Below are 23,373 nucleotides of genomic sequence, written 5' to 3'. Positions count from 1 at the left end.
GGCTGCAGCGCCGTGGCCGGGGACTACTTGACGGACCCACCAGTGATCCCGGCGGCGATGTACTTCTGCGCGACGACCAGCAGCACCGCCGCCGGGACCGCGGACAGCACGGCGGTGGCCATGACGGCTCCCCAGTCGCTGACGTGGGCGCCCACGAACTGGTAGATGCCGAGCGTGACCGGCTTGACGTCGTCGGTGGTGTTGAGGGTGAGGGCGAACATGAAGTCCGACCAGGCGAACAGGAAGGTGAACAGACCGGCCGTGATCAGCGCGTTGCGGCTCATCGGCAGGACGACGCGTACGAACGCGGTGAATCTGTTCGCGCCGTCGACCAGCGCCGCCTCCACCACCTCGCCGGGGATGGACACCATGAAGGCGCGCAGCAGCACGATGGAGAACGGCAGCCCGAGCGAGGCGTCGGCCAGGATCAGTCCGAGGTAGGAGTTGACCAGGCGCAGCTCCGCGTAGGCGCTGTAGAGGGCGTTGGCGATGACGATGCCCGGGACCATCTGGGTGATGAGCGTGGTGAAGACGACGGCCTGTCCGCCGCGCAGCGAGAACTGCGCGAGCCCGTAGGCGGCGGGGGCCGCCAGCGCCAGGCAGACCGCGACGGCGCCCAGCGCGACGCCGAGGCTGGTGAGCAGCGAGCCGCCCTGGCTGTCCAGCGCCTTGCGGAAGCTGTCGAGTCCGGGGTCCGTGGGGAACCAGTCCACGTCGATGCCGGAGGACGGCTGGAGCGCTGTGACCAGCATCCAGTAGACGGGGAAGAGCAGCACGGCGAGGATCAGCAGCGCCGCGGCGGTGTTCCAGGCGCCGTGCGCCCTGCGGGCGGTTCCCTGGACTGTGCCGCGGGCTGCGCCGCGTGCGGTTCCCGGTGCCGTGCGGGCTGCGGTGGTCGGGGTCATGGTGCTGTGCTCACTTCCCGTTGCCGAAGTCGGTGCGGTTGGCACGCAGGTAGAGGACCGCGAAGACCGCGCTGATCAGGATCAGGACGTTGCCGACGACGGCGCCCTGGCCGAAGTCGAGGCGCAGGAACGACAGCTGGTAGGTGACGGTGCCCAGCGTCTGGGTGGCGTCGGCGGGGCCGCCCGAGGTGAGGGCGAGGATCAGATCGAGGATCTTCACCGTCGACATGAAGCCCAGCACGAGGACGACGGTGATCACCGGCCGCAGCATCGGCAGCGTGACGGAGCGAAAGACCCGCCAGGGCCCGGCGCCGTCCAGCGAGGCCGCCTCGTACAGATCGCGGGGTATCTCCTGCAGACCGCCGTAGAGGATGACCATGTTGAACGGGATGCCGATCCAGATGTTGACCAGTACCGCCGACAGCAGCGCCACGCTCGGGCTGCTCAGCCAGGGCACACCGCCGTCGGTCAGGCCCAGCGTCTTCAGAGCCGCGTTGAGGACGCCGTGCTCCTGGTCGAGGATGCGCCGCCACACCACGGCGGCCACCACCATCGGGACCAGCCACGGCAGCAGCAGCACCGCCCGTACGAAGCGGGAGAGGCGGAAGCGGCGGGAGAAGAAGACCGCGAGGGCCAGCCCGAGGGTGAACTGGCCCAGCAGCGAACCCGCCGTGAACAGCGCCGTGTGCCACAGCGCGTCGGTGAACAGGGGGTCGGAGAACACGGCACGCCAGTTGTCGAGGCCGTTGAAGGGAGCCTCACCGGTGAAGTAGGTGGTGGGCGTGTAGCGCTGGAAACTCATCAGCACGTTGCGCACCAGCGGATAGCCGAAGAACGCGGCCATGTAGAGCAGCGCGGGGGCGATGAACAGCCAGCGCAGCAGTGCGGTGCGGCGGCTGCCTGCCCGGCCCGGCGTGGCCTTCGGCACGCCTGCGGGCGGGGTGGTCACGGAAGGGGCTGTGGCGGTACTCATATCGGCTCCTCACTCCCCCGCCGTGGCCTGCCGCTGGGCGCGGCGCAGGGCCGCCTGAGGGCTGCTGCCGCCGGTGAGTACGGACTGGAAGGCCCCGGCCAGTGCGTCGCTCACGGCTGGCCAGCGGGTGCCGACCTTCGCGGTGCGGGAGCGTGCGGTGGTGACCAGGTCGGCGAACGGGGCGAGCTTGGGGTTCTGCTTCGCGTAGGCGCGTGCGGCGGCGGCGCGGGTGGGCACATTGTTGACGGCCTCGCCCCAGTCGAGCTGGTTCTTCCGGGTGTTGAGGCAGTTGAGGATCTTGGCCGCGTTCTTCTCGCGCTCGCTGTCGTCGCTCTTGGGGACGGTCATCACGGTGCCGCCGACCGGGGGAACCGCCTTGTCGCCCGCTTCGGGGACGGGGAACTTGGCGACCTCCCACTCCACCTTGTCCTGGGCCTCCAGCACCGGCACCTGCCAGGGGCCGTTGATCATCATGGCGGTGCGCCCGGCGATGAACTGGTCGTTGACGTCCTGCTGGTTCCAGTTGACCACCGCCTTGGAGACGGACTTGTCCCTCACCAGGTCCTTCCACAGCCGCAGCGCAGCCTCGCCCTTGCCGTTGTCCAGCCGTGCCTCGTTGCCGCCGGCCGACCAGAAGAAGGGCAGGAACTGATAGACGCCGTCCGCGTTCGGGCTGGCGCTGAAGGCGAACCCATAGGTCCCGCCGCTGGTCAGCTTCTTCGCCGTCGTCCGCAGCTCGTCCCAGGTCCGGGGCGGGCGGACCCCGGCCTTCTGCAGCAGCTCCGGGTTGTAGTAGAGGGCGAGGGAGTTGACGGAGCGGGCGATCCCGTAGCGGGTGTCCTCGAACGTCCCGAGGGAGATGCCGCTGTCCGAGAGTCCGGAGGTGTGGACGCCGAGGTCATCGAGGCTGCGCAGCCCGCCCGTCTCGGCGAACTGCGGCAGCTCGGAGCCGTCGAGTTCGAGGATGTCGGGCAGCGAGTGCGAGGACGCCATGCGCAGCGCCTTGGACGACACCTGGTCGGCGGGCACGCTGTTCTGCTCCACCCGCAGCCCGAACTTCGCGGCGCAGCGGTCGAAGAACTTCTGGTTCTTGGTGTGCTCAGCTGTGTCGGTTGCCGAGTTGAGCACGGTGACGGTCCCGGGATCGGGCTCGGCGGCACACCCACTGAGCCCGAACGCGACCGTCACCCCCGCCATGAGCACGGGAAGCACGGGGCGCAATTGCATAGAAGGGGATCTCCATTTCGAGAAGGGGGAGCCATGCCCCGCCAAGGACGTGCCCCGAAGGGGCGCGGGGAACTGCTCCCTCCGAGCTCCGAGGCGCCGACCGCGACGAAACTCGCGGCGACAATGCTCAGCGCAGTGAAAACGCGCTCAGCCGCATCTCATCCGAGAAGACGAGGTACACGTCGTGCCGCCCGCGCGCACCCCGCAACCGCGCGGTGACGCTCTTGTAGGCGTACCGGTCACCAGTGCCCGGCACCTCGGCGGAACCGATCACCCGTCCGCGCGGTGAGCCGAGCCGTACGGTGAGAGTCCCGCTGCCCCGGCCCTCCCTGGCCACCCGTGCGGTCAGCTTCCCGGCGCCCCGGCCCAGATCGGCATCGCGGAACAGCACCCATGCGCGATCCTCCACCGCACCGACCGCCTCGCCCCGCTCCTTGCTCTCGTCGACCAGCCGCACCCCGCGGTAGTCGTCGAAAGAAGCAGCCCGCGTGGTCTGCGACAGGTCGCGCGGCGGGATCTTCTCGCCGCGCACCCGCAGGGTCGTACGCCCCCGGATGTCGCTGGACGAGGCTCCCACCCGTACCTCGACCACGCCGCTCTCCACCACCTCGCGGCCGCGGGTGACGTCCCAGTGGGCGAGGTCCGCGGCCCGCAGCTTCAGCCGTACGGTCATGGAGCGGCCCGCCTTCAGCCGGACCCGCTCGAAGCCGTTCAACTGCCGCAGCGGCTGCTTGTCCCGCGAGCCGCGCCTGCGCGTATAGAGCTGTACGACCTCGTCGCCGTCGCGGCTGCCGGTGTTGGTGACGCGCACCGAGACGGTCACGGCGCCGTCGCGCTCCAGCGTGTGGGAGGAGAGCCGGGGCCGGCCGTAGCGGAAGGTGCTGTAGGACAGGCCGTGTCCGAAGGGGTAGAGCGGATCTCCGCGGAAGTACAGGTAGGTGCGGTCGGCCTTGATGATGTCGTATTCGAGGAGGTCGGGCAGGTCGTCCTCGGAGCGGTACCAGGTCTGGGTGAGCCGCCCGGCCGGGTTGTGGTCGCCGAAGAGCACGTCCGCCAGCGCGTTGCCGGTCTCCTGGCCCGCGTGGGTGGTCCAGACGAGCGCGGGTATGTGTTCCTGCTCCCAGGTGACGGTCTGCGGGTAGCTGGTCTCCAGCACGACGACCGTGCGCGGGTTGGCCCGGCGGACGGCCTTCACCAGTGCGGCCTGCCCCTCCGCGAGCGCCATCGACGTGCGATCGTGGTCCTCGCGCCCGTTGATGGCGGGCATGGTGCCGACCACGACGACGGCCGCGTCCGCTTCGCGCGCTGCCTCGACCGCCTCGGCGACGCCGTCGCGTACGGTCTCGACCTGGTACGAGGTGGCGTTCTGCTTGGTGACCAGGGTGACGGTGCCGTCCTCGCCCGCCTTGAGGTACTTCTTGTCGCCGAACCAGTCGGTGAGCGTCTCGTATCCGGCGTAGCGCACCAGCCGGGCACCGTCGGCCTGCTTCTCCAGCACGAACTGCTGCTGGACGAACCAGCCGCCGGGCTGTTCCTGGTCGTTGCGGAAGACCTTGCCGTCGTAGCCGAGGTATTTGGCGTTGGCGGCGCTGCGCAGGGTGACGATGCCCTCGCCCCAGTCGAAGACGTCGAACTGCGCTTCGGTGCTCGAGCCGTCGCCGCTCTCGGTGAGCACGGCCCCTTCCGCACCGCTGCCTGCGGTCAGACAGGCTCCGGTGGCCGCGTTCTTCAGCGCGATCCGGTCGACGCCCTCACCCCCGGTGACCTCACCCGCCGCGCCGAGCCGGGCCGCGATGCCCTCGCGCGGGGTGACTCCGTACGGCAGTGACCCCGAGTACCAGTCGGTGTAGAGAGTGTCGGCGAGCGACCCGACGACGGCCACCTTCGCCGTCTTCCGGGCGTCCAGCGGGAGCACAGCACCGCCGCCCGGCGGCGGCTCGTTCTTCAGCAGTACGATCGCCTCCCGCGCCGTCCGGCGGGCCAGGGCGCGGTGCTCGGGGCTGTCGACGACGGACGCGGGGATCTTCCCGTACGGTCCGCCGTCCGGGTCGAACTCGCCGAGGCGGCAGCGGATGCCGAGGATGTGCCGCACGGCGGTGTCCAGGTCGGCCTCGGTGATCAGGCCCTTCTCCAGCGCCGTGGTGAGGGCCTCGACGGTCTTGGAGGAGTCCTCGCTGTCGGAGGTGAAACTGTCGATGCCCGCCTTGAGCGCTGCCGCGTCGGCCTCCGCCAGGGTGGGGTAGTAGTCCTGTCCCTTGATGAGGTTGTTGGGCGCGTCCGCGTCGGTGACGTTGAACAGGTCCTTCCCCGCCCACTTCCGCACGGTCTCGTCCAGGCCGGGATCGACGGTGGCGGGACGGCCGTTGACCAGGTTGTAGGAGGTCATCACACCGGTGACGGCGTCGGCGCGCAGCGCGGGCCTGAAGGCGGCCTGGTAGTACTCGTGTCGAGCCCGAGGGGGCAGTACGGAGTCCGAGGTCGAGCGGTTCTTCTCGGTGTTGTTGGCGAGGTAGTGCTTGATGGTGGGGGCCGTCTTCAGATACTGGGGATGGTCGCCCTGGAGTCCGGTGCCGTAGGCGGTGGAGATGACCCCGCTCAGATACGGGTCCTCGGAGTAGCCCTCCTCGTTGCGCCCCCAGCGCGGGTCGCGCAGCAGATTGACCACCGGCGCCCACAGGTTGAGGCCCCAGCCCTTGGGGCGCTCGTGCTGGAAGCCGCGCGCCTCGTCCCCGACGGCGGTGCCGACCCGCTCGATCAGCGCCGGGTTCCAGGTGCTGGCCAGGCCGAGCGCCTGCGGGAAGACGGTGGCCTTGCCGAGCCAGGCGAGTCCGTGCAGGGCTTCGCTTCCGGTGCGGAAGGGCTTCAGACCGAGCCGGGGGATGGCCGGCTGGTACTGGTGCAGCAGGGAGATCTTCTCCTTGCGGGTCAGCCTGCCCAGCAGGTCCTCGACGCGCTTCTCGAAGGGCAGCGCGGGGTCCCGGAAGGGGTGGCCGGCACGGGTGGACCTGCGGGGGCGCGCTGTGGCGGGTGCGGCCTGCGCAAGACCCGTACCGGCGGCCGCCAGCGGGACGGCCAGGCCGAGGGCGATGAGGTGGCGTCTGGGGGTGCCCTGTTCCTGCACGGGGCTCTCCTTCGAGTCGAAGCGCTTCGACGAATGGCGCGCAACGGGAGGCGTCGGCGGCTGAGTTGGGGTCGGCTCGGGGCGGGCGGCGGAGATAGGGAAGCGGAGGTGGGGAGGCGGTCAGGCGGGGGGTGGCGCGGGCGCGGTGGTCATGAGGCGGAGGCGCGCGGTGCGGTGCTGGCGCGCCGGGTCAGCACAGGGGGCAGCAGCGTGGCGTCCGGTACCGGACGGTCGTTCAGCTTGGCCATCAGCAGTTCGACGGCCCGCTCCCCCACCTCGGCGGCGGGAATGGCGACCGAGGTGACCGGTACAGCGGCGTTCTCGGCCAGCTCGTCCGGACAGACGGCCACCAGCGAGAGATCCTCCGGGACGCGCATCCCCGCCTGCTGGAACGCCTCCGTCAGCAGGGGCAGCGCGGGTTCGTTGTGCACCACGGCCCCGGTCAGGTCGGGGTGGTCGTGCAGCAGTCGGTCCACCGTCTCCCGTGCGGCGGCCCTGGTGGGCTCGCAGGGGAGCACCGTGGAGGTCATGCCGTAGCGGCGGGCGGCGGCGGTGAAGCCCGCGGCCGTCCGCTGCGCGAAGCCGGTGCCCCGCGCGTACACCTCGGGTGGTGAGCCGAGCAGCGCCACGCACCGGTGTCCGAGCTGGGCAAGGTGGCTGACGCAGGTCTCACCGGTGGCGGTGAAGTCGAGGTCGATGCAGGTCAGCCCGTCGGCCTCGGCGGGGAAGCCGATCAGGACCGAGGGCAGCGGTAGTGCTCGCAGCAGCGGGGCGCGTGCGTCGCGCAGTTGGACGTCCATCACGATCAGCGCGTCCACGAGCGCGCTGTCGGCCACCCGCCGCAGCCCGTCCTCGCCCTCCTCCTGCGTGAGCAGCAGGACATCGTGGTCGTGGCCGCGCGCGGTGGTCGCCACGGCTCCGGCGAACTGCATCTGTACGGGCAGATGGATGCCGCTGCGCAGCGGCATCACCAGGGCCAGCACATTGGACCTGCTGCTCGCCAGCGCCCGGGCCCCGGCGTGCGGGCGGTAGCCGAGTTCGCGGATGCTCGCCTCGACGCGGCGCTGGGTGGCGGCCGAGATGGAGCGCTTGCCGCTGAGGACGTAGGAGACGGTACTGGGCGAGACGCCAGCGCGTCTGGCCACATCCGTGATCTTGACCAACGCCCCCTCCTCGGCACTGTTTCCGCGGGATCATCGAATCGTTTCGATTGCGTGTTTCGAAGCGATTCGGCGGAACAGTAAGGAGGAGGCCGGGGCGTGTCAACGGCTGGGACACAACTCGTCCCGCCGGTGGGCGCTCAGTGCCGCGGCTTGGTCTCGTAGTGGGACAGGTCAGGGGCCTCGGCGCCCTGGAGCTCGGTCGCGAGGTGATGGACCGTCACCAGATCGTGCACCAGTGGCTGGATGCGCTCCTGCGGCATATGGGCTTCCCGCGAGATCTCATCGAGGCTCACCGGCTCGCCGTCGTGCTGCTGCTCGGCGGTGACCAGGGCGCGGAAGACCTGCTCGTGCTCCGGTGAGTAGTCCGGGCGGCCACGGCCCTCGTAGGGGCTGCGGGGCTCGGCCGGGCCGACGCCCTGGCGCCTGCGCTCCTGCTCGGTGGCGGTGTGCCCCACCTTGCCCTGGCGCTGGGCCGGGGTCTCGGTGTCCTGCTCGGCGGACCCGCCCGCACGGTGGGTGCGCTGCTTCGAAGCGCCGGTGGTCGCGTAGCGGGCGCTGGCGGGTTCGTCGGCGTGGTGCGCCTTGTGCGCTTCCCTGCGCCGCTCGTCCTCGTCGCCCTCGACCTTCTTGCGCACCATGTCGGACCTCCTTGGGTGCGTGCGTACAGCGTGCGGTTACCGCTCGCCTCCGCGGTCCAGCTCGTCCTCGACCGGGGGCTTGGGGGCCTCCCGCAGATACTGCGACTGCCCCGGCTTGCCGCCCTGCCGCGCCTGTTCGGCGTGCTGGGCCCGGCTGTGGCCGAGGTCGGAGTCGGGGTCGACCTGCACCGAGCGGGCCACTTCCGCACGGTTGGCGTACTGCTCCGGCGGGATGCCGCGCAGCGCCACATGGACCTCAGCGGGCGCCGAGGACTCCTCGGCCGCCTGGAGCAACTCGTCCTTCCCGGCCGGGAAATCCACGTCCTTCAGCGCGGCCAGGACTTCTTCGACAGTGGTGTGGGCCATGTCCGATCGCTGCCTTTCCGCGACGGTGGGGACGGTCAGCTGCGGCCGGCCGTACCGGTGCTGCCGGAGAAGAGGATGGAGGCCAGCTCCTCGTCCAGGGACTGCCGGATGCGCTCGGTCAGCGCACCTTGGGTCGCCTCCTCCAGGAGCTCCACCACGGTGCGTGCCTCGTGTACGGCCTTGGGAGGGTCGGCTCCGGCGCGCTGCGCGACCCGGTCGAAGAACTCCTGCCGGGACATCCGCACCCCGGTCTGCGGGACGTCCGGCGCGTACTCGACGCGGCGCAGGTGTTCTCCCAGCTCGGTCGGGAGCTGCGCGGCCAAGTGGTCGGCGAGCGATGCGGGGATGCGTTCGGCCAGCGTCTCCAGGGTGGCACGGGTACCGGCCTCGGCCGCGCCACGGCTGTCGAGGTGGGCCCGCGCCTGCACCTGGCCGATGAACTCGTCGTGCTGCATGGTGCTTCTCCTCACTGGGGCAGTGACAACACGGGACCCTCATCCAGCATGCGCGCCACTCGTGCGGGTCGCACGTTCGGGCGTGGCGCGGTTGCCGGTGAGGCTGCCCGGTGGCCCGGCGTACCCCTCACTCCCCTGTTTACGCACCCGTCTCAGGGGTGACTCGGCCCTCTGACCGGCGCGCTGTTGTGACCGGCGCGCTCTTGCTGTCAGCCGGCCGTCTCACCAGCGGAGGGAGGCCGGCCGGCGCGCCGCGCGCCGCATGATCGGGCAGAGGGACGGCGGCACGGTCGTCAACGTGACCAGCGTGCACGCCTACAGTTCGCGCACCACCCGGGCCGGGTTGCCCACCGCCAGGACGCCCGGCGGCAGGTCCTTGGTGACCACCGAACCCGCTCCGACCACCGTGTCGGCGCCGATCGTGACCCCCGGGCAGACGATCACGCCACCGCCGAGCCACACGTTGTCACCGATGGTGACGGGCACGCCCTTCTCCCAGCCCGCGCGGCGCCGCTCGGCGTCAAGCTCGTGGGTGGGGGTCAGCAGCTGCACATTGGGGCCGATCTGCACGTCCCGGCCGATGGTGATGGGTGCGGCGTCCAGGAAGACGGCACCGAAGTTGACGAACGTACCGGTGCCGATCGAGATGTGGGTGCCGTAGTCGCAGCGGAACGGCGGGCGGATACGGACGTCTTCGCCCAGCTGACCGATCAACTCCTCCAGTATCTTGCGCCGTTCGTCCGGCGGCGCCGTGTCGGCGGCGTTGAAGGCGGCGCACAGCTCGGCCCGCCGTACGGTGTCCGCCAACAGTTCCTCGTCATCGGGGACGTACCACTCCCCAGCCAGCATGCGCTGCTTGTTCTCGCCCATGGGGACACTCTCGCAAAGTGCTGGGCGACCGGGGCACGGAAGGGTGCTTTCCGTCGCCCGTCACGCCGCGGTCGGGTCCGGGAGGTCCACGCGGCCGAAGCGCTGCCGGTACGCCGACGGGCTCAGCCCCGTCTCCCTGCGCAGCCGTGCCCGCAGGTTGGCGGCGGTGCCCAGGCCGCTCTTCCGGGCGACGACGTCCAGCCGCTCCTCGCCGCGTTCGATCAGCCGGCAGGCCAGGGCGATCCGCTCGCCGGTCAGCCAGGCCAGCGGCGTGGTGCCGAGCTGGGTGCGGAAGCGGCGGTGGAGGGTCGCGGGGCTGACCGCCGCCTCGGCGGCCAGCCCGGCCACGGTCAGCGGCTCCCCCAGCCGTTCCTGGGCCCAGGCCAGCAGCGGCGCCAGCGACTCCTCGGGGGCCGGCGGCATCGGCCGCTCGACGAACTGCCGCTGCCCGCCGTCCCGGTGCGCGGCGAAGACCAGGCGCCGGCTCACCGCGTTGGCGACCTCGGCACCGTGGTCCCGGCGCACCACGTGCAGCCCCAGGTCGAGTGCGGCGGCGCTGCCGGCGGCGGTGAGGATGTCGCCGTCGTCCACGAACAGCACGTCCGCCTCCAGGCGTACGTCGGGGAAGCGCGCGCGGAACTGGTCGGCCCACTGCCAGTGCGCTGTCGCCCGCCGTCCGGCCAGCACGCCCGCCTCGGCCAGGGTGAAGGCTCCGCTGCAGAACCCCAGCAGGCGGGCACCGCGGGCGTGGGCGCGCCGGATCGCCGCCAGCACGGCGGGGCGGCGTTCCACCTCGACGTCGGGCCGGTTCGGCACGATCAGCGTGTCGGCGCGGTCGGCCGCCGCGAGGTCCGCGACGCCGGTGAGGGTGAAGAAACCGTCGCGCATCAGGGTGCGCGGCTGGGGGGAGCACAGCGTGAAGTCGTAGAGGTCGCGGCCCAGCTCCGGCCTGCGGAGACCGAAGACCTCGGTGGCGCAGCCGAGTTCGAACGGGTTGGAGTTCTCGTCGACGATCACGACGACGCGGTGGAGTCCGGCCGTCCGGCCCTGCGAGGAATCTTGCGCCATATGCGATTTCTAGCACTTCCGGGACGCGCTGTCACGGCCGAGGATGAGCTCATGAGTACCGAACCTGTAAATCTGCACAAGGCTCTGGCCTCCTTCGACGCCCTCTGGAGCCCCCGTATCGTCACCCGCGTCAACGACTACGACGCACGGGTCGCCAAGGTCCAGGGCGAGCACCTGTGGCACGCCCATGAGGACACGGACGAGTTCTTCCTCGTCCTGGAGGGCCAGTTGAGTATCGCGCTGCGGGAGCCGCAGGGCGAGCGCACCGTCTCGCTGCCCGCCGGGTCCGTCTTCACCGTCCCGCGCGGCGTCGAGCACAAGCCCAGTTCTCAGACCGGCGCCTCACTGCTGCTGTTCGAGCCCGCCGGCACCTCCACGGTGGGAGACCGCCACGAGGAGATCCCGGACCACGTCGACGCGACAACCGGGCACGAGCTGGACCACGGCGCCGGCTGAGAGCCCACCGGAACCGGCGGAGTGCGCTCCGACCAGGTGTGGAAGCCGCCCCGGAGGGAAGGCGGCTTGCGCCCCTCCGCCCGGCAACCGGCAACCGGCAACCGGCAACCGGCAACCGGCAGGGGACGGTGCCCGCGGCAGCGCTCAGGCCGCGTAAGCACCCGCGATATGCGCCCGCGCCGCCCGTACCGCGTCCCGGATGTCGCGGGTGCCCGTGGAGACGCAGAGCGTGTACGAGACGTCCTCCAGCTCCTGCCGGCCGCCGGGCCGGTCACGGAGTGCCTCGTAGCGGTTGAGCAGCTCTCGCAGGGTGTCGGGGTGGGCCATCATGGGGACTCCTCGGGGGCGCGGGGCGCGCGACGGGTGCGGGTCACGCCGAAGGGCCCCGTGGCGGCGGCCACGGAATCGGCGCACCCCGCCCGGTACCCCACCCAGAGTGGGAAACACCCACAAAACCGTACATTTCCTCCCAGGAGTCACTCTCGTTTCGCCTCCGCAGGCAGTGGGCACCCCGGCATGCAGGGACGGAAGAAACGGACGACCAACTGCGAAAGGAAAGTGCGGGAGGCTTGAGGTGACGTGATGGATTCCGTACCCGGGGTGCCATGCTGGGTCAGTCTCACCGTCCGCGACCGGCGGGCCACCGAGGAGTTCTACAGCGCCGTGCTGGGCTGGTCGTTCACCGACAGCTCTCTCGGCCGCGGATTCCGCACGGCCACCAGGGAAGGCGAACCGATTGCGGGCTTCAACGAAGCCGCGGTCTCCTGGCAGCTCCCCGTGCGCTGGACCGTGTTCTTCTCCGTCGACGACGCCGACCTGGCCTGTGAGCGCGTCCGCGAAAGAGGAGCCACCGTCGCGGTGGGTCCGCTGCGGTTGGGCGACGGCCGCGCCGCCATGGCCGCCGACCCCTACGGCGCGGCGTTCGGCATGTGGCAGGGAGAACTGCCGCGCGGCTGGGCGGTCGGCGCGGGCTACGCGCCCGCCTGGCTGGAGCTGCGCACCGGCGACGCCTTCGCGGCGGCGCTGTTCTACGGCGATGTGCTCGACTGGACGAAGAACCCCAGCCATGGGGTCAGCTACGAGGAGCAGAACGACGAGGTGCACATCCTGGTCGACGGTGAAACCGTGGCCGGGCTGCGCGGCGGCGGCGTCGAGGCCGCACCCGATCCCCAGGTGCGCACCCGGTGGGATGTGTACTTCCGCGCGACCGATATCGACGCCGCACTCGCCGCAGCGGAGAAGACCGGCGGCACGGTGATCTCCCCCGTCCAGCACGCCTCGCACGGCAGGGTCGCCACCGTTCGCGACCCGGACGGCGGCCTCTTCTGCCTACTGGGCTCCTGAGAGCGGGGTACCCGGCCATTCCCCTGACCGGCCGTCCCATCGGCCCGCCGCTCTCCGCGCCCGGCGTCGTGCGCGGAGAGCGGACGGACGGCGCAAGCAGATGGACGCGGCAGACAGATGGACGCAGAAAGCGTTCGCCCAGACAGCGGAGGTGTGGCGATGAGCCAGCAGCAGTCCGGTCGCGCGGGAGCCGACGGCCAGGTCGTCGTGGTCACCGGCGCCAGCGGCGGGGTGGGCCGCGCGACGGCCCGCGCCTTCGGGGCGCGCGGCGCCACGGTCGCGCTGATCGCTCGCGGCGAGGAGGGCCTGGCCCGCGCCGCCGACGAAGTGCGGGAGGCGGGCGGCGCGGCGCTGCCGCTGAGCGTCGATGTCGGCGACCATACGGAGGTGGACGCGGCGGCCGATCGCATCGAGCGGGAACTCGGTCCGATCGCAGTGTGGGTGAACACCGCGTTCTCCACCGTCTTCGCGCCGGTCACCGAGGTGCAGCCCGAGGAGTTCCGCAGGGCGACCGAGGTCACCTACCTCGGCTTCGTGCACGGGACGCTGGCCGCGCTGCGGCACATGAAGCCGCGCGACACGGGGACCATCGTCCAGGTCGGCTCCGCGCTCGCCTACCGGGGCATCCCGCTCCAGTCGGCGTACTGCGCGGCCAAGCACGCCATCCAGGGTTTCCACGAGTCGCTGCGCTGCGAGTTGCTGCACGACAAGAGCGGGGTACGGGCCACGATGGTGCAGCTCCCCGGGCTGAACACCCCGCAGTTCACCTGGGTCAAGTCCCGGCTGCCGCGCAATCCGCGTCCGGTCGCGCCCGTCTACCAGCCCGAGGTGGCCGCACGCGGCATTCTGTACGCGGCCGACCACCCGCAGCGCAGGGAACACTGGGTCGGTGGCTCGACGGTGGCCACCTTGCTGGGCGAGAAGTTCGCACCCGGCCTTCTGGACCGCTATCTGGCCAGGACCGGCTTCCAGGGCCAGCAGACCGACCACGCACGCTCCCCCGCGCAGCCGGACAACCTGTGGAAGCCCGCGGACTCCCGGCACGACTACGGAGCACACGGCGAGTTCGACGACGAGGCGTCCTCGCGCAGCTACCAGCTGTGGGCCTCGCACCACCACGGACTGCTCGCCGCTGTGGGCACGGCGGCAGCGGCCGCCGTGGGCGCCACGGCGGCCCGCCGGGTGCGGCAGGGCGGGTAGCCGAGCCGCGGGCCCCGGCACGCCGCGAGACGGACACACGGACACGCCTCGAGACCGGCGGCGGCCGGCGGTGGCCGACGACGGCCGCCCGCGCGTCCGCCGTGCCGGCCCCGCTCACGGGTCCGGCACAGCGGGCGCGCGCGACAACTCGTCACATTCCGCCGGGATCGGCGGGGTCCTCCTGCTGGAGCGACGCATGGCAGACGGAGCAGTACATCCGGCGCGATTCACGCGCGGACCAGACCCGCCCCGTGCTCGTCGACCGGCGCACGGGCTCGGACTCGGGGTGGAGATGGCGTGGACACGCACCGGCGTGGCACTCGATGCAGACGGCGACGGCGGAGGTCTCGATACCTTCCCTGTAGCAGTCGTAACAGCGCATGGCGCCCCCTCTCTCGGTACCGGAAGGGCGGACTGCGCACGAGTTCCCCTCCATACGCCCCGGTACGCGTCACTGCGTCCGTTCGGCGCACCGGGCGCCCGCCTCCGGACACCTGAGCGCAGCCATGGACGGCGAGGAGATCCCGGGCGGCTGGGTCGCCCTGACGGACGGCACCGGGACCGGGACAGGCCCTCCGGGCGCGGAGCCCGCGGCGAGCCGCACGCTCTCCGTACGCGGCGCTCTGGTGACCCGGGTCTGGGGGGACGACGGGCTGGGCCGCCTCAGCCCCGGAGCCCCGGCCGACGTCGTCGCGCATACCCGTTCAGTAGCCGGCCGTGGGGTGGACGGCGAGCGTGGGGAGTCGGCCGACGCGCAGGCTGTGCCAGGCGGCGCTGAAGTCGGTGGTGATGTCGGTGGCAGTCGTGGGACCTGCGGAATGGGAGGTGAGGGTCGTACGGGGCAGGTCCCAGGCCGGGGAGGTGGGCGGGGCGGGCTCCTCCGGCAGGACGTCCAGCACCGCGTGCGCGACCCGGCCGTCCTCCAGCGCCTGCGCGAGCGCGTCGGTACGGACGGTCGCGCCGCGGCCGACGTTGAAGAACGTCGCGCCTGACATCGCCCCGAAGAGCCCGGGGCCGAAGAGCCCGTCCGTCTCGGGGGTGAGCGGCAGCGCGTCGACGACCCAGCGCGCCTCGGCCAGCGCCGCGGCCAGCTCGGCCGAGGGACCGTCCGGACCGGCCGGGCTGCCCAGCCGGAGAACGTCGTCGAAGCCGGGGACGCGGCGCGGGGTGCGGGCCACACCGACGGTGCGGATGCCGCAGCGCCCGAGTGCGGCGGCGACCCCCGCGCCGATCCCGCCGGTGCCGAAGACGACCGCGAGGGTGCCGTCAGCCGGCTCGGTCGCCAGCCGGTTCCAGGTCCTGGACGCCTGCTGGCGCAGGAAGCCCGGGATGTCCTGCAACTCGGCCAGCGCCCAGGCGAGTACGTACTGGCCGATCCGCTCGCCCATCCTCCCGACCGTCCGGGTCAGCAGTGTCCCGGGCGGCCACGGCGAGAGCGAACTGAGCAGCGCGTCGACTCCGGCGTTGGTGCTGTGCAGCCACAACAGCCGCTCTTCCGCAGCGAGTTCGGGCACGGAGGGACCCACATGCACGCGGGGCCCGGCGCCGGTGCCCACCGGCCGGCCGGTCAGCTCCCGCACCCCCTCGCGCACCGCCGGGGGCAGGCCGGGGTCGACCGTGACGACGGCACCGCCGAGTTCCCGTCCGATTTGATGAGGGTCCACGCCCGCGCCCGTCACCCGGTCTCCTCCCAGCCGCCCGCTTCGTCCACTCTCAGGACGACTCGGTGATACGCCAGTTGCCGATCTCACGGTACTTCGAGTCGTAGACGGGCGAGCCGTCTCCGGGCTGCAGCCCGTAGTGGCGCAGGTTGCCGCCCCAGTACCGCAGCACCCGCCCCAGCTCGGTCGCGGCCTCGCCCTCGCCGCGCATCTCGGTGGTGTCGACTTCCAGCACGAACTTCATGTCCCGATCTCCTGTCCGAATGCCATGGGGCACACACCCCGAGGGCCCTCGCCCTCTGGCACCTTCCATTTTTTCACTGAACTCCTTTTTGGGACTTCCACCCGAGGGATGGCTGGCTATTGGGGCTTCCGGGGGTGGAAAAGTCTCAAATCACAGGCACGCACACGGCTCGGCCCGAGTGCGGCGACTCATGGGAAAGCACCTGGCTGAGCGGCGGGTTCCGGGGGAACATACAGCCATGCAGAGTGAGCTCTTCGCTACGAAGAACATGGCGCAGCCCAGCCCCACGGCGGGAATGGAGCTGCAGAACGACAAGTGCGTGAAGTACGCCGTCAACGGGGAGTGCTACGCGCGGCAGGGATCGATGGTGGCCTGGCGGGGGAACCTGCGGTTCGAGAAGAAGGGGCAGGGGGTCGGCAACTTCCTCAAGCGTCAGGTCACCGGGGAGGGGCTGGCGCTGATGTCGGTCAGCGGGCAGGGCGAGGCATGGTTCGCGCACGAGGCGGAGAACTGCTTTCTCATCGACATAGCCCCCGGCGACTCGCTCACCGTCAACGGCCGCAACGTACTGGTCTTCGACGCGGGGCTGCACTACGAGATCGGCATCGTCAAGGGCGCCGGGATGGCCGGCGGAGGGCTGTTCAACAGCGTCTTCTCCGGCCAGGGCAGGCTCGCCGTCATCTGCGAGGGCACGCCGATCGTCATCCCGGTCTCGCAGCAGGCGCCGGTGTTCGTGGACACCGACGCGGTGGTGGGCTGGAGCGCCCAGCTGCAGACCTCGCTGCACCGCTCACAGAGCTTCGGATCGATGATCCGTGGTGGGTCGGGAGAGGCGGTGCAGCTCAGACTGGACGGCGAGGGCTTCGTCATCGTCCGCCCCAGCGAAAAGCAGCCTTCAACTGCCGGCAATTGAGTCCCGCTTGCGGGGTGCCGATCAGGGGCGCGGGGAACTGCTCCCCCAGACTCCGTCCGGGAGGTACCCCCACAGCCACGAACAACCAGCAGCCCGCAAACCACACAAGGGGCACCCCCTCCCCGGAACCGGGAGAGGGAGCCCCGCAGAGGGTCAGGCAGCCACCATCCCGGCGCGAGCCAGCTCGCGCCGGGCCCGCATGAAGGGGCGCGGCCGATTGGCCGCGAGCACTGCCGTGGTGGCTCCCTCCCGTTCGTAGACCGCGAGGAAGCTGCGGTCCTCCGGTGAGCCCTCCACCACGCGTACGGTGTCGGTCTCCGCCCTGGCGCCCGCGAGCTGAAGCCGGACACCGTACTGGTCGGACCAGAAGTACGGCAGCGCCGTGTAGGTCTCGACCGTCGTTCCGGCCAGCAGGTTGCGCGCGGCGACGGCCGGGGCCTCCATGGCGCTGGTCCAGTGTTCGTCCCGGTGCCCGGCGCTGCGGGCCACATCGCCGACGGCCACCACGCCCGGCACCGAGGTGACTCCGCCCGCGTCGCAGACCACGCCGTCGTCCAGGGGGATGCCGGAGCCCTCCAGCCAGCCGGTCGCGGGACGGACCCCGATTCCGACGACGACCACGTCGGCGGGCAGGAACCGGCCGTCGGCCAGCTCCACCCAGCCGACCCGCCGGTGCCCGGCGCCGTGCGCGCCCCGCACGTGCGCGCCCCGCACGTGCGCGTCCGGCACCCTGGCGTCCGGATGCAGCGCGCGCACCCCGGTGCCGGTGAGCAGGGTGACGCCGTGGTCGGTGTGCAGATCGGCGCAGAAGGCGGCCATCCGGGCGCCGAGCTGGGGCAGCAGCGGCTGGGCGGCCGCCTCGACGACGGTGACGCTGTGGCCGAGCGTGGCACAGGAGGAGGCGACCTCGGCGCCGATGAAGCCGGCACCGATCACGACGACCCGTACCTGACCACGGCTGAGCTCCTCGCGGAGCGCGGCGGCGTCGTCCAGGGTGCGCAGCGTGTGCACCCCCGCCAGCGGCTCGCCCGGCAGGGTGCGCGGCACCGCTCCGGTGGCCAGGACGACACCGTCGGTGGACAGCCTGCGGCCGTCCGTGAGCGTGACCGTACGGGAGGGCGGGTCCAGGCCCTCGGCGCGGGTGCCCAGCAGCCAGTCGGCGTCCAGGTCGGCGATCTCCTCCGCGTCGGCGAGGGAGAGCCGCTCGGCGGTGAGCGCGCCGGTCAGGAATTCTTTGGAGAGGGGAGGGCGGTCGTAGGGGCGATGGTGCTCCTCCCCTACGATCACCAGCCTGCCGTCGTACCCCTCGGCGCGCAGCGCCAGTGCGGCGTGGAGTCCGGCCAGGGAGGCGCCGATCACGGTGATGGTGTTCATGCGGCGCTCCCTTGTCCGGCTGCGGCGGTGTGCGGTGCCTGTGCGGCCAGGTCGGACTCGACGTGTACCCATACGGTGCCGTCGAGCACGCTCACCGGGTGGGTGCGTACCGCCTTGCGAGCGGGGAGGCAGGTGGGACGGCCGGTACGCAGGTCGAATGAAGCGGCGTGCAGTGGGCATTCGACCAGACAGCCCTCGAGCCAGCCTTCGGACAAGGACGCGTCCTGGTGGGTGCAGGTGTCGTCGATCGCGTAGAGCTCGCCGTCGGCGTTGAAGACGGCGATGGGAGGTTCGAGGTCGAGACGGACGGACTCGCCTTGGGGCAGGTCCTCAAGGCGGCAGACAGGGATCACTGTGATTCACCTCGCGAGCACGTTCGAGTGAGCAGGGGCAGCCGGCCCCGGTGCCGGATGACCGGGGAAGGTGCGGGGAAGACACTTCACTACTATCCGAGTTCCGCATCGCGCACGATGGAGCGTGATGCGCAACAGAATCCAAGCGGGGAGGCTTCACGTCAAGCACTCGCCGACGACCTCCGCGGAGACTTGCGGGGAGGACGGCGCGCGGCCGCGCACCACAACCGGGAACCACAACAAGGCCAGCAGGCGGTGACGTTGAGCAGATGAGTGAAAAAGCGGAGGACACAGGGACTGGCAAGCAGGCCAGGGGCGCGGCTGCCTCGGTGCAGTCGGTCGACCGTGCGGTGAGCGTGCTGGAGATCCTGGCCCGGCACAGCGACGCGGGAGTCACGGAGATCGCCGAGGAGCTGGGCGTCCACAAATCGACGGCGTTCCGCCTGCTGGGTGTACTGGAGGCCAGGGGGCTGGTCTCACAGGAGCAGGACCGCGGCAAGTACTACCTGGGCCCCGGCGTACTGAGGCTGGCCGGAGCCGCGGCCTCCAGGCTGGACATCTCCCAGGAGGGCGCTCCCGTGTGCCGGGAGCTGGCCGAGGACGCCGGAGAGACGGCGAACATCGCGGTGCTGGACGACGACGCGGCGGTCAACATCATGCAGGCGCGCGGTGCCTCCTCGGTCACCGCGCAGAACTGGCTGGGCAGGCGAACGCCGCTGCACGCCACCTCCAGCGGCAAGGCACTGCTGGCGCACCAGCCGAAGTCGGTCCAGGAGAGTGTGCTGTCCCGGAAGCTGCCACGGCTGACGGAGTCGACGGTGGTCTCCCCCGCGGAGCTGCGCGCCGAGCTGAAAGCGGTGGTCAAGACCGGTTTCGCGGCGGCACGGGACGAGCTGGAGCTCGGCCTGCACGCGGTGGCGGCCCCGGTGCGGGCACACGACGGGAAGGTCATCGGCGCGATCAGCGTCTCCGGGCCCTCCTACCGGCTGGAGGAGGAACGCCTCCAGGAGGTCGCCAAACGCACCATGGCCGCTGCGCAAGATCTCTCCCGCCGCATGGGCTACGCCTACTGAGAGGGAGCGCGCCCCGCGAGGGGCGCGGAGGACTGCTCCCCCACCCCCGAAACAGCCTCGAAACAGCCGTCGGAAACTACAAAATTCTGATGGGGCGTCAGCAAAGGCACCGCCCCGACCTCCCATAACTGCGGGTCCGGCCTCGGCCGGACCCGCATCGCGTTCTTCTGACACGTCGTCATCAACGGCTGATCCACATCTCTTGACGGGCGAGCCCCGGCGTTCTCACTATGTTCCCCATAGCGCAACCAGTCGTGCACTACGCAACAAACTGCGAGGTCTGGGAATGCCACACGAGGTCCGCGCTGTCATCGCGATGAAGAAGGATGCCCCAGCCGAGGTGCAGACGGTCCTGGTACCGGACCCCGGCCCGGGCGAAGTCCTCGTCTCGATCCAGGCATGCGGTGTCTGCCACACCGATCTTCATTACCGGGAAGGTGCCGTCGGCGACGACTTCCCTTTCCTCCTGGGCCACGAGGCCGCGGGCGTCGTCGAACAGACGGGCCCCGGCGTCACCGATCTGCGCTCCGGCGACTTCGTCGTACTCGCCTGGCGCGCACCGTGCGGAAGCTGCCGCTCCTGCCGTAAGGGGCGGCCCTGGTACTGCTTCGACTCGCGCAACGCCCGGCAGCCGATGACGCTGCTGGACGGCACCCCGCTGACCCCGGCGCTCGGCATCGGCGCTTTCGCCGACAAAACGCTGGTCGACGCGGGGCAGGCAGTCAAGGTCGACCCGGCCGCGCGGCCGGAGGCGGCCGGGCTCATCGGCTGCGGGGTGATGGCCGGCTGGGGCGCCGCCGTGCACACCGGGGGTGTCTCCCGCGGGGACACCGTCGCCGTCATCGGCTGCGGCGGCGTCGGCAACGCGGCCATCGCGGCGGCCTCGCTGGCCGGTGCGCGCCGGATCATCGCCGTCGACATCGACGACAACAAGCTGGATGTGGCCACCCAGTTCGGGGCCACGCACAGCGTCAACTCGCTCGGCACCGACCCCGTCGAGGCCGTACGCGAGCTGACCGGCGGCCACGGCGTGGACGTCGTCGTAGAGGCGGTCGGCCGCCCGGAGACCTATCTGCAGGGCTTCGCCATGCGGGACCTGGCGGGCGTGCTCGTGCAGGCCGGTGTCCCGGCGCCGGACGTGACGATCGAGCTGCCGTTCCAGGAGCTGTTCTCGCGGGGCGGTGCCCTCAAGTCGTCCTGGTACGGGGACTGCCTGCCCAGCAGGGACTTCCCGGTCCTGATCGACCTCTATCTCAGCGGCAAGCTCGACCTGGGCGCCTTCGTCACCGAGACGATCGCGCTGGACGAGGTCGAGGTCGCCTTCGAGCGGATGCAGCGCGGCAAGGTCCTGCGATCGGTGGTGGTCCTGTGAGCGACGTACGCGCGACTGCCGGGCCGCAGACGAACAACCGACCCGCGCCACAGCCGCGCGGACGGAGAAGCGAACCAAACGACACAGCGAGCGACGTACGCGCGACTGCCGGGCCGCAGACGAACAACTCGCGTGTCGTCATCATCGGCGCCGGGATCGTCGGCTGCTCGCTGGCCGACGAGCTCACGGCGCGCGGCTGGCGCGACGTCACGGTCCTCGAGCAGGGGCCGCTGGCGGCGCCCGGCGGCTCCACCTCGCACGCCCCCGGCCTCGTCTTCCGTACCAGCCCCTCCAGGGCGCTGACCCAGTACGCGCGCTACACCGTCGAGAAGTTCAGCTCGCTGCGCCACGCGGGGCAGGCGTGCTTCCTGCCGGTGGGCGGTCTGGAGGTGGCCACCACCGAGGCCCGCCGGCTGGATCTGCACCGCAAGGCCGGGCTGGCCGCCTCCTGGGGCGTGGAGGGCGAGCTGGTCGATCCCGCGCGGTGCGCCGAGCTCTTTCCGATGCTCGACCCGGACACCGTGCTCGGCGGCTTCCACACCCCCGGCGACGGTCTGGCCAGGGCCACAGCCGCCTGCCTGGCCCAGATCGAGCGCGCCTCGCGGCGCGGGGCGCGCTTCCTGGACCGGCACACCGTCACCGGTGTCGAACGCGAGGGCGGCCGGGTCACCGGGGTCGTCACCGACCGGGGCACCTTCCCTGCCGACCACGTGGTCTCGGCGGCCGGGTTCTGGGGGCCGGTGGTCGGCGCCATGGCCGGGGTGGACGTACCGCTGCTGCCGCTCGCGCACCAGTACGCGAAGACGGCGCCGCTGTCCGGGCTGGAGGGCGTCGGGGCCGACGGCGTCGAGGCCGTCCGGCCCATCCTGCGCCACCAGGACCACGACCTGTACTACCGGGAACACCTCGACCCGACGGGCAACGGCCCGGGCCGCATCGGCATCGGCACCTACGCACACCGTCCACTGCCCGTCGACCCGTACACGATCCTGCCCTACGACCAGGCCCCCAAGATGCCGTCCTCGCTGCCGTTCACGGCGGACGACTTCGCGCCCAGTTGGACGGAGACCGGCAGGCTGCTGCCGACGCTGGCCGACTCCCAGGTCGAGGAGGGTTTCAACGGCGTCTTCTCCTTCACCCCGGACGGGATGCCGCTGCTGGGCGAGTCCAGCGCGGTGCGCGGCTTCTGGCTGGCCGAGGCCGTCTGGGTCACCCACTCGGCCGGCGCAGCGCGGGCCGTCGCGGAGCTGATGACGGACGGCCGCACCACGGTGGACAGCCACGAGTGCGACCCGCACCGCTTCGAGAAGGCGCAGCGCTCCCCCGCGTACGTACGCGAGCGGGGCGAACGCAGCTTCGTCGAGGTCTACGACGTGATCCACCCGCTGCAGCCGCCGGGCACCGGCCGGCCCCTGCGCACCAGCCCCTTCTACCCGAGGCAGCAGGAGCTGGGTGCCCACTTCCTGGAGTCGGGCGGCTGGGAGCGGCCCCACTGGTACGAGGCGAACGCGCCGCTGGTGGAGGAGCTCGGCCTGCGGCTGCCGGAGCGGGACAGCTGGTCGGCCCGGCACTGGTCGCCGATCGCCGCAGCCGAGGCGAGGCTGACCCGGGAGAAGGTCGCGCTCTACGACATGACACCGCTGCGGCGGCTGGAGGTCACCGGGCCGGGCTCACTCGCCTTCCTCCAGCGGATGACCAGCAACAACCTCAAGAAGCGCCCCGGCTCGGTCACCTACACCCTGCTGCTGGACGAGAACGGCGGTATCCGCAGCGACCTGACCGCAGCGCGGCTGGCCCCCGACCGCTGGCAGCTCGGCGCCAACAGCCCGGCCGACCTGGAATGGCTGGTGCGGCACGCGCCGGACGACGTACAGATCCGGGACATCACCTCCGGCACCTGCTGTATCGGGGTGTGGGGACCGCTGGCCAGGGAGCTGGTCCAGCCGCTGACCCCCGCCGACTTCTCCCACGAGGCTTTCGGCTACTTCAAGGCGCGCGAGACCTATGTGGGCCACATCCCGGTGACCGCGCTGCGGGTGAGCTATGTCGGCGAGCTGGGCTGGGAGCTGTACACGGAAGCGGACGTGGGGCTGCGGCTGTGGGACACCCTCTGGGAGGCCGGACAGCGGCTCGGCGTCATCGCCGCCGGCCGCAGCGCCTTCAACAGCCTCCGGCTGGAGAAGGGGTACCGCGCCTGGGCCGCCGACATGACCACCGAGCACACCCCCGAGGAGGCCGGTGTGGGCTTCGCCGTACGCTCCGCCAAGGGCGACTTCGTCGGGCGGGACGCACTGGCCGCACGCGGGGCGCCCGCCCGGAAACTGGTGTGCCTCACCCTCGACGACCCGGCGGCAGTCGTCATGGGAAGCGAGCCGGTGCATGTGGACGGGGTCGTCGCCGGCTATGTGACCAGTGCCTCCTACGGCTACAGCGTGGGACGGGGCGTCGCCTACGCGTGGGTGCCGGCCGCCGCTGCCGAGCCGGGGACCCCGGTCGCCGTCGAGTACTTCGGCGAGAAGGTCGCGGCGACCGTCGCGGCCGAGCCCCTGTTCGACCCCGAGATGGCCCGCATCCGCCGCTGAGCCCGAGGAGGCCCA

Annotated in this window: 23 protein-coding genes; 7 read left to right on the top strand and 16 right to left on the bottom strand. The window is 71.4% G+C overall.

Features of this window, described 5'->3' with window-relative positions; all coding sequences use genetic code 11:
• Positions 1 to 23: 23 nt before the first annotated feature.
• From JW592_RS12415 to JW592_RS12370, 10 genes are all read right to left on the bottom strand, one after another.
• Positions 24 to 905, bottom strand: a complete 882-nt coding sequence (locus tag JW592_RS12415) for a carbohydrate ABC transporter permease (protein WP_209265072.1) — start codon at positions 903 to 905, stop codon at positions 24 to 26.
• A 10-nt stretch (positions 906 to 915) separates the two neighbouring features.
• Positions 916 to 1,878, bottom strand: a complete 963-nt coding sequence (locus JW592_RS12410) for a carbohydrate ABC transporter permease (protein ID WP_209265071.1) — start codon at positions 1,876 to 1,878, stop codon at positions 916 to 918.
• Positions 1,879 to 1,887: 9 nt separating this feature from the next.
• Positions 1,888 to 3,105, bottom strand: coding sequence for a sugar ABC transporter substrate-binding protein (locus tag JW592_RS12405; protein ID WP_209265070.1), 1,218 nt, complete (start codon positions 3,103 to 3,105; stop codon positions 1,888 to 1,890).
• Positions 3,106 to 3,232: 127 nt separating this feature from the next.
• On the bottom strand, positions 3,233 to 6,226 hold the full coding sequence (locus JW592_RS12400; protein WP_307805388.1) for a glycoside hydrolase family 3 protein: 2,994 nt from the start codon (positions 6,224 to 6,226) through the stop codon (positions 3,233 to 3,235).
• Between the two features lie 149 nt (positions 6,227 to 6,375).
• Positions 6,376 to 7,389, bottom strand: coding sequence for a LacI family DNA-binding transcriptional regulator (locus tag JW592_RS12395; protein ID WP_209265069.1), 1,014 nt, complete (start codon positions 7,387 to 7,389; stop codon positions 6,376 to 6,378).
• A 137-nt stretch (positions 7,390 to 7,526) separates the two neighbouring features.
• Complete coding sequence (locus tag JW592_RS12390; protein WP_209265068.1) at positions 7,527 to 8,027, bottom strand: hypothetical protein; 501 nt, start codon at positions 8,025 to 8,027, stop codon at positions 7,527 to 7,529.
• 36 nt (positions 8,028 to 8,063) lie between these two features.
• Entirely contained in the window at positions 8,064 to 8,393 is a 330-nt protein-coding gene (locus JW592_RS12385; RefSeq protein ID WP_209265067.1) for a DUF2795 domain-containing protein, read from the bottom strand.
• Between the two features lie 35 nt (positions 8,394 to 8,428).
• Positions 8,429 to 8,848 carry a DUF2267 domain-containing protein gene (locus tag JW592_RS12380; RefSeq protein ID WP_209265066.1) on the bottom strand — a complete coding sequence of 140 codons (420 nt, stop codon included), beginning with the start codon at positions 8,846 to 8,848 and terminating at the stop codon, positions 8,429 to 8,431.
• Between the two features lie 315 nt (positions 8,849 to 9,163).
• Positions 9,164 to 9,718, bottom strand: coding sequence for a sugar O-acetyltransferase (locus tag JW592_RS12375; RefSeq protein ID WP_209265065.1), 555 nt, complete (start codon positions 9,716 to 9,718; stop codon positions 9,164 to 9,166).
• A 60-nt stretch (positions 9,719 to 9,778) separates the two neighbouring features.
• The gene (locus JW592_RS12370; protein WP_209265064.1) at positions 9,779 to 10,786 is read right to left on the bottom strand and encodes a helix-turn-helix domain-containing protein; all 1,008 of its coding nucleotides are present in this window, start codon (positions 10,784 to 10,786) and stop codon (positions 9,779 to 9,781) included.
• A gap of 51 nt (positions 10,787 to 10,837) precedes the next feature.
• Between JW592_RS12370 and JW592_RS12365 the strand changes: the two genes are divergently transcribed.
• Positions 10,838 to 11,242 carry a cupin domain-containing protein gene (locus tag JW592_RS12365; RefSeq protein ID WP_209265063.1) on the top strand — a complete coding sequence of 135 codons (405 nt, stop codon included), beginning with the start codon at positions 10,838 to 10,840 and terminating at the stop codon, positions 11,240 to 11,242.
• A 144-nt stretch (positions 11,243 to 11,386) separates the two neighbouring features.
• Here the strand turns inward: JW592_RS12365 and JW592_RS12360 are convergent, their stop codons facing one another.
• Entirely contained in the window at positions 11,387 to 11,572 is a 186-nt protein-coding gene (locus tag JW592_RS12360; protein WP_229375809.1) for a DUF5133 domain-containing protein, read from the bottom strand.
• Positions 11,573 to 11,824: 252 nt separating this feature from the next.
• On the opposite strand from JW592_RS12360, the gene JW592_RS12355 reads away from it, so the two are divergent.
• Entirely contained in the window at positions 11,825 to 12,586 is a 762-nt protein-coding gene (locus JW592_RS12355; RefSeq protein ID WP_209265062.1) for a VOC family protein, read from the top strand.
• A gap of 159 nt (positions 12,587 to 12,745) precedes the next feature.
• Entirely contained in the window at positions 12,746 to 13,786 is a 1,041-nt protein-coding gene (locus JW592_RS12350) for an SDR family oxidoreductase (RefSeq protein ID WP_209265061.1), read from the top strand.
• A 151-nt stretch (positions 13,787 to 13,937) separates the two neighbouring features.
• Here JW592_RS12350 and JW592_RS12345 read toward each other — a convergent pair whose 3' ends face one another.
• From JW592_RS12345 to JW592_RS12335, 3 genes are all read right to left on the bottom strand, one after another.
• On the bottom strand, positions 13,938 to 14,168 hold the full coding sequence (locus JW592_RS12345; RefSeq protein ID WP_209265060.1) for a DUF2180 family protein: 231 nt from the start codon (positions 14,166 to 14,168) through the stop codon (positions 13,938 to 13,940).
• A gap of 322 nt (positions 14,169 to 14,490) precedes the next feature.
• The gene (locus tag JW592_RS12340) at positions 14,491 to 15,465 is read right to left on the bottom strand and encodes an NAD(P)-dependent oxidoreductase (RefSeq protein WP_209265058.1); all 975 of its coding nucleotides are present in this window, start codon (positions 15,463 to 15,465) and stop codon (positions 14,491 to 14,493) included.
• 34 nt (positions 15,466 to 15,499) lie between these two features.
• Positions 15,500 to 15,691 (bottom strand): hypothetical protein, encoded by a 192-nt coding sequence (locus tag JW592_RS12335; protein WP_209265056.1) that lies wholly within the window; start codon positions 15,689 to 15,691, stop codon positions 15,500 to 15,502.
• Between the two features lie 238 nt (positions 15,692 to 15,929).
• On the opposite strand from JW592_RS12335, the gene JW592_RS12330 reads away from it, so the two are divergent.
• Complete coding sequence (locus JW592_RS12330) at positions 15,930 to 16,604, top strand: AIM24 family protein (protein ID WP_209265054.1); 675 nt, start codon at positions 15,930 to 15,932, stop codon at positions 16,602 to 16,604.
• A 153-nt stretch (positions 16,605 to 16,757) separates the two neighbouring features.
• Here the strand turns inward: JW592_RS12330 and JW592_RS12325 are convergent, their stop codons facing one another.
• A complete protein-coding gene (locus JW592_RS12325; RefSeq protein ID WP_209265052.1) occupies positions 16,758 to 17,978 on the bottom strand; it encodes an NAD(P)/FAD-dependent oxidoreductase in 1,221 nt (406 codons plus the stop codon).
• Entirely contained in the window at positions 17,975 to 18,331 is a 357-nt protein-coding gene (locus tag JW592_RS12320; protein WP_209265050.1) for a bifunctional 3-phenylpropionate/cinnamic acid dioxygenase ferredoxin subunit, read from the bottom strand. Before JW592_RS12320 ends, JW592_RS12325 begins: the two co-directional genes overlap by 4 nt.
• A 269-nt stretch (positions 18,332 to 18,600) precedes the next feature.
• Here JW592_RS12320 and JW592_RS12315 point away from each other — a divergent pair, with 269 nt between their 5' ends.
• From JW592_RS12315 to JW592_RS12305, 3 genes are all read left to right on the top strand, one after another.
• A complete protein-coding gene (locus JW592_RS12315) occupies positions 18,601 to 19,404 on the top strand; it encodes an IclR family transcriptional regulator (protein ID WP_209265048.1) in 804 nt (267 codons plus the stop codon).
• A gap of 286 nt (positions 19,405 to 19,690) precedes the next feature.
• On the top strand, positions 19,691 to 20,776 hold the full coding sequence (locus JW592_RS12310; RefSeq protein ID WP_209265047.1) for an S-(hydroxymethyl)mycothiol dehydrogenase: 1,086 nt from the start codon (positions 19,691 to 19,693) through the stop codon (positions 20,774 to 20,776).
• Positions 20,777 to 20,916: 140 nt separating this feature from the next.
• On the top strand, positions 20,917 to 23,358 hold the full coding sequence (locus tag JW592_RS12305; RefSeq protein ID WP_307805392.1) for a GcvT family protein: 2,442 nt from the start codon (positions 20,917 to 20,919) through the stop codon (positions 23,356 to 23,358).
• The last annotated feature ends 15 nt before the right edge of the window (positions 23,359 to 23,373 follow it).

The organism is Streptomyces spirodelae, assembly GCF_017676385.1.
GTDB classification, from domain to species: Bacteria; Actinomycetota; Actinomycetes; order Streptomycetales; family Streptomycetaceae; genus Streptomyces; species Streptomyces spirodelae.
The sequence above is the reverse complement of the archived record's forward strand: the minus strand, read 5'-3'. Positions and strand labels throughout refer to the sequence as shown.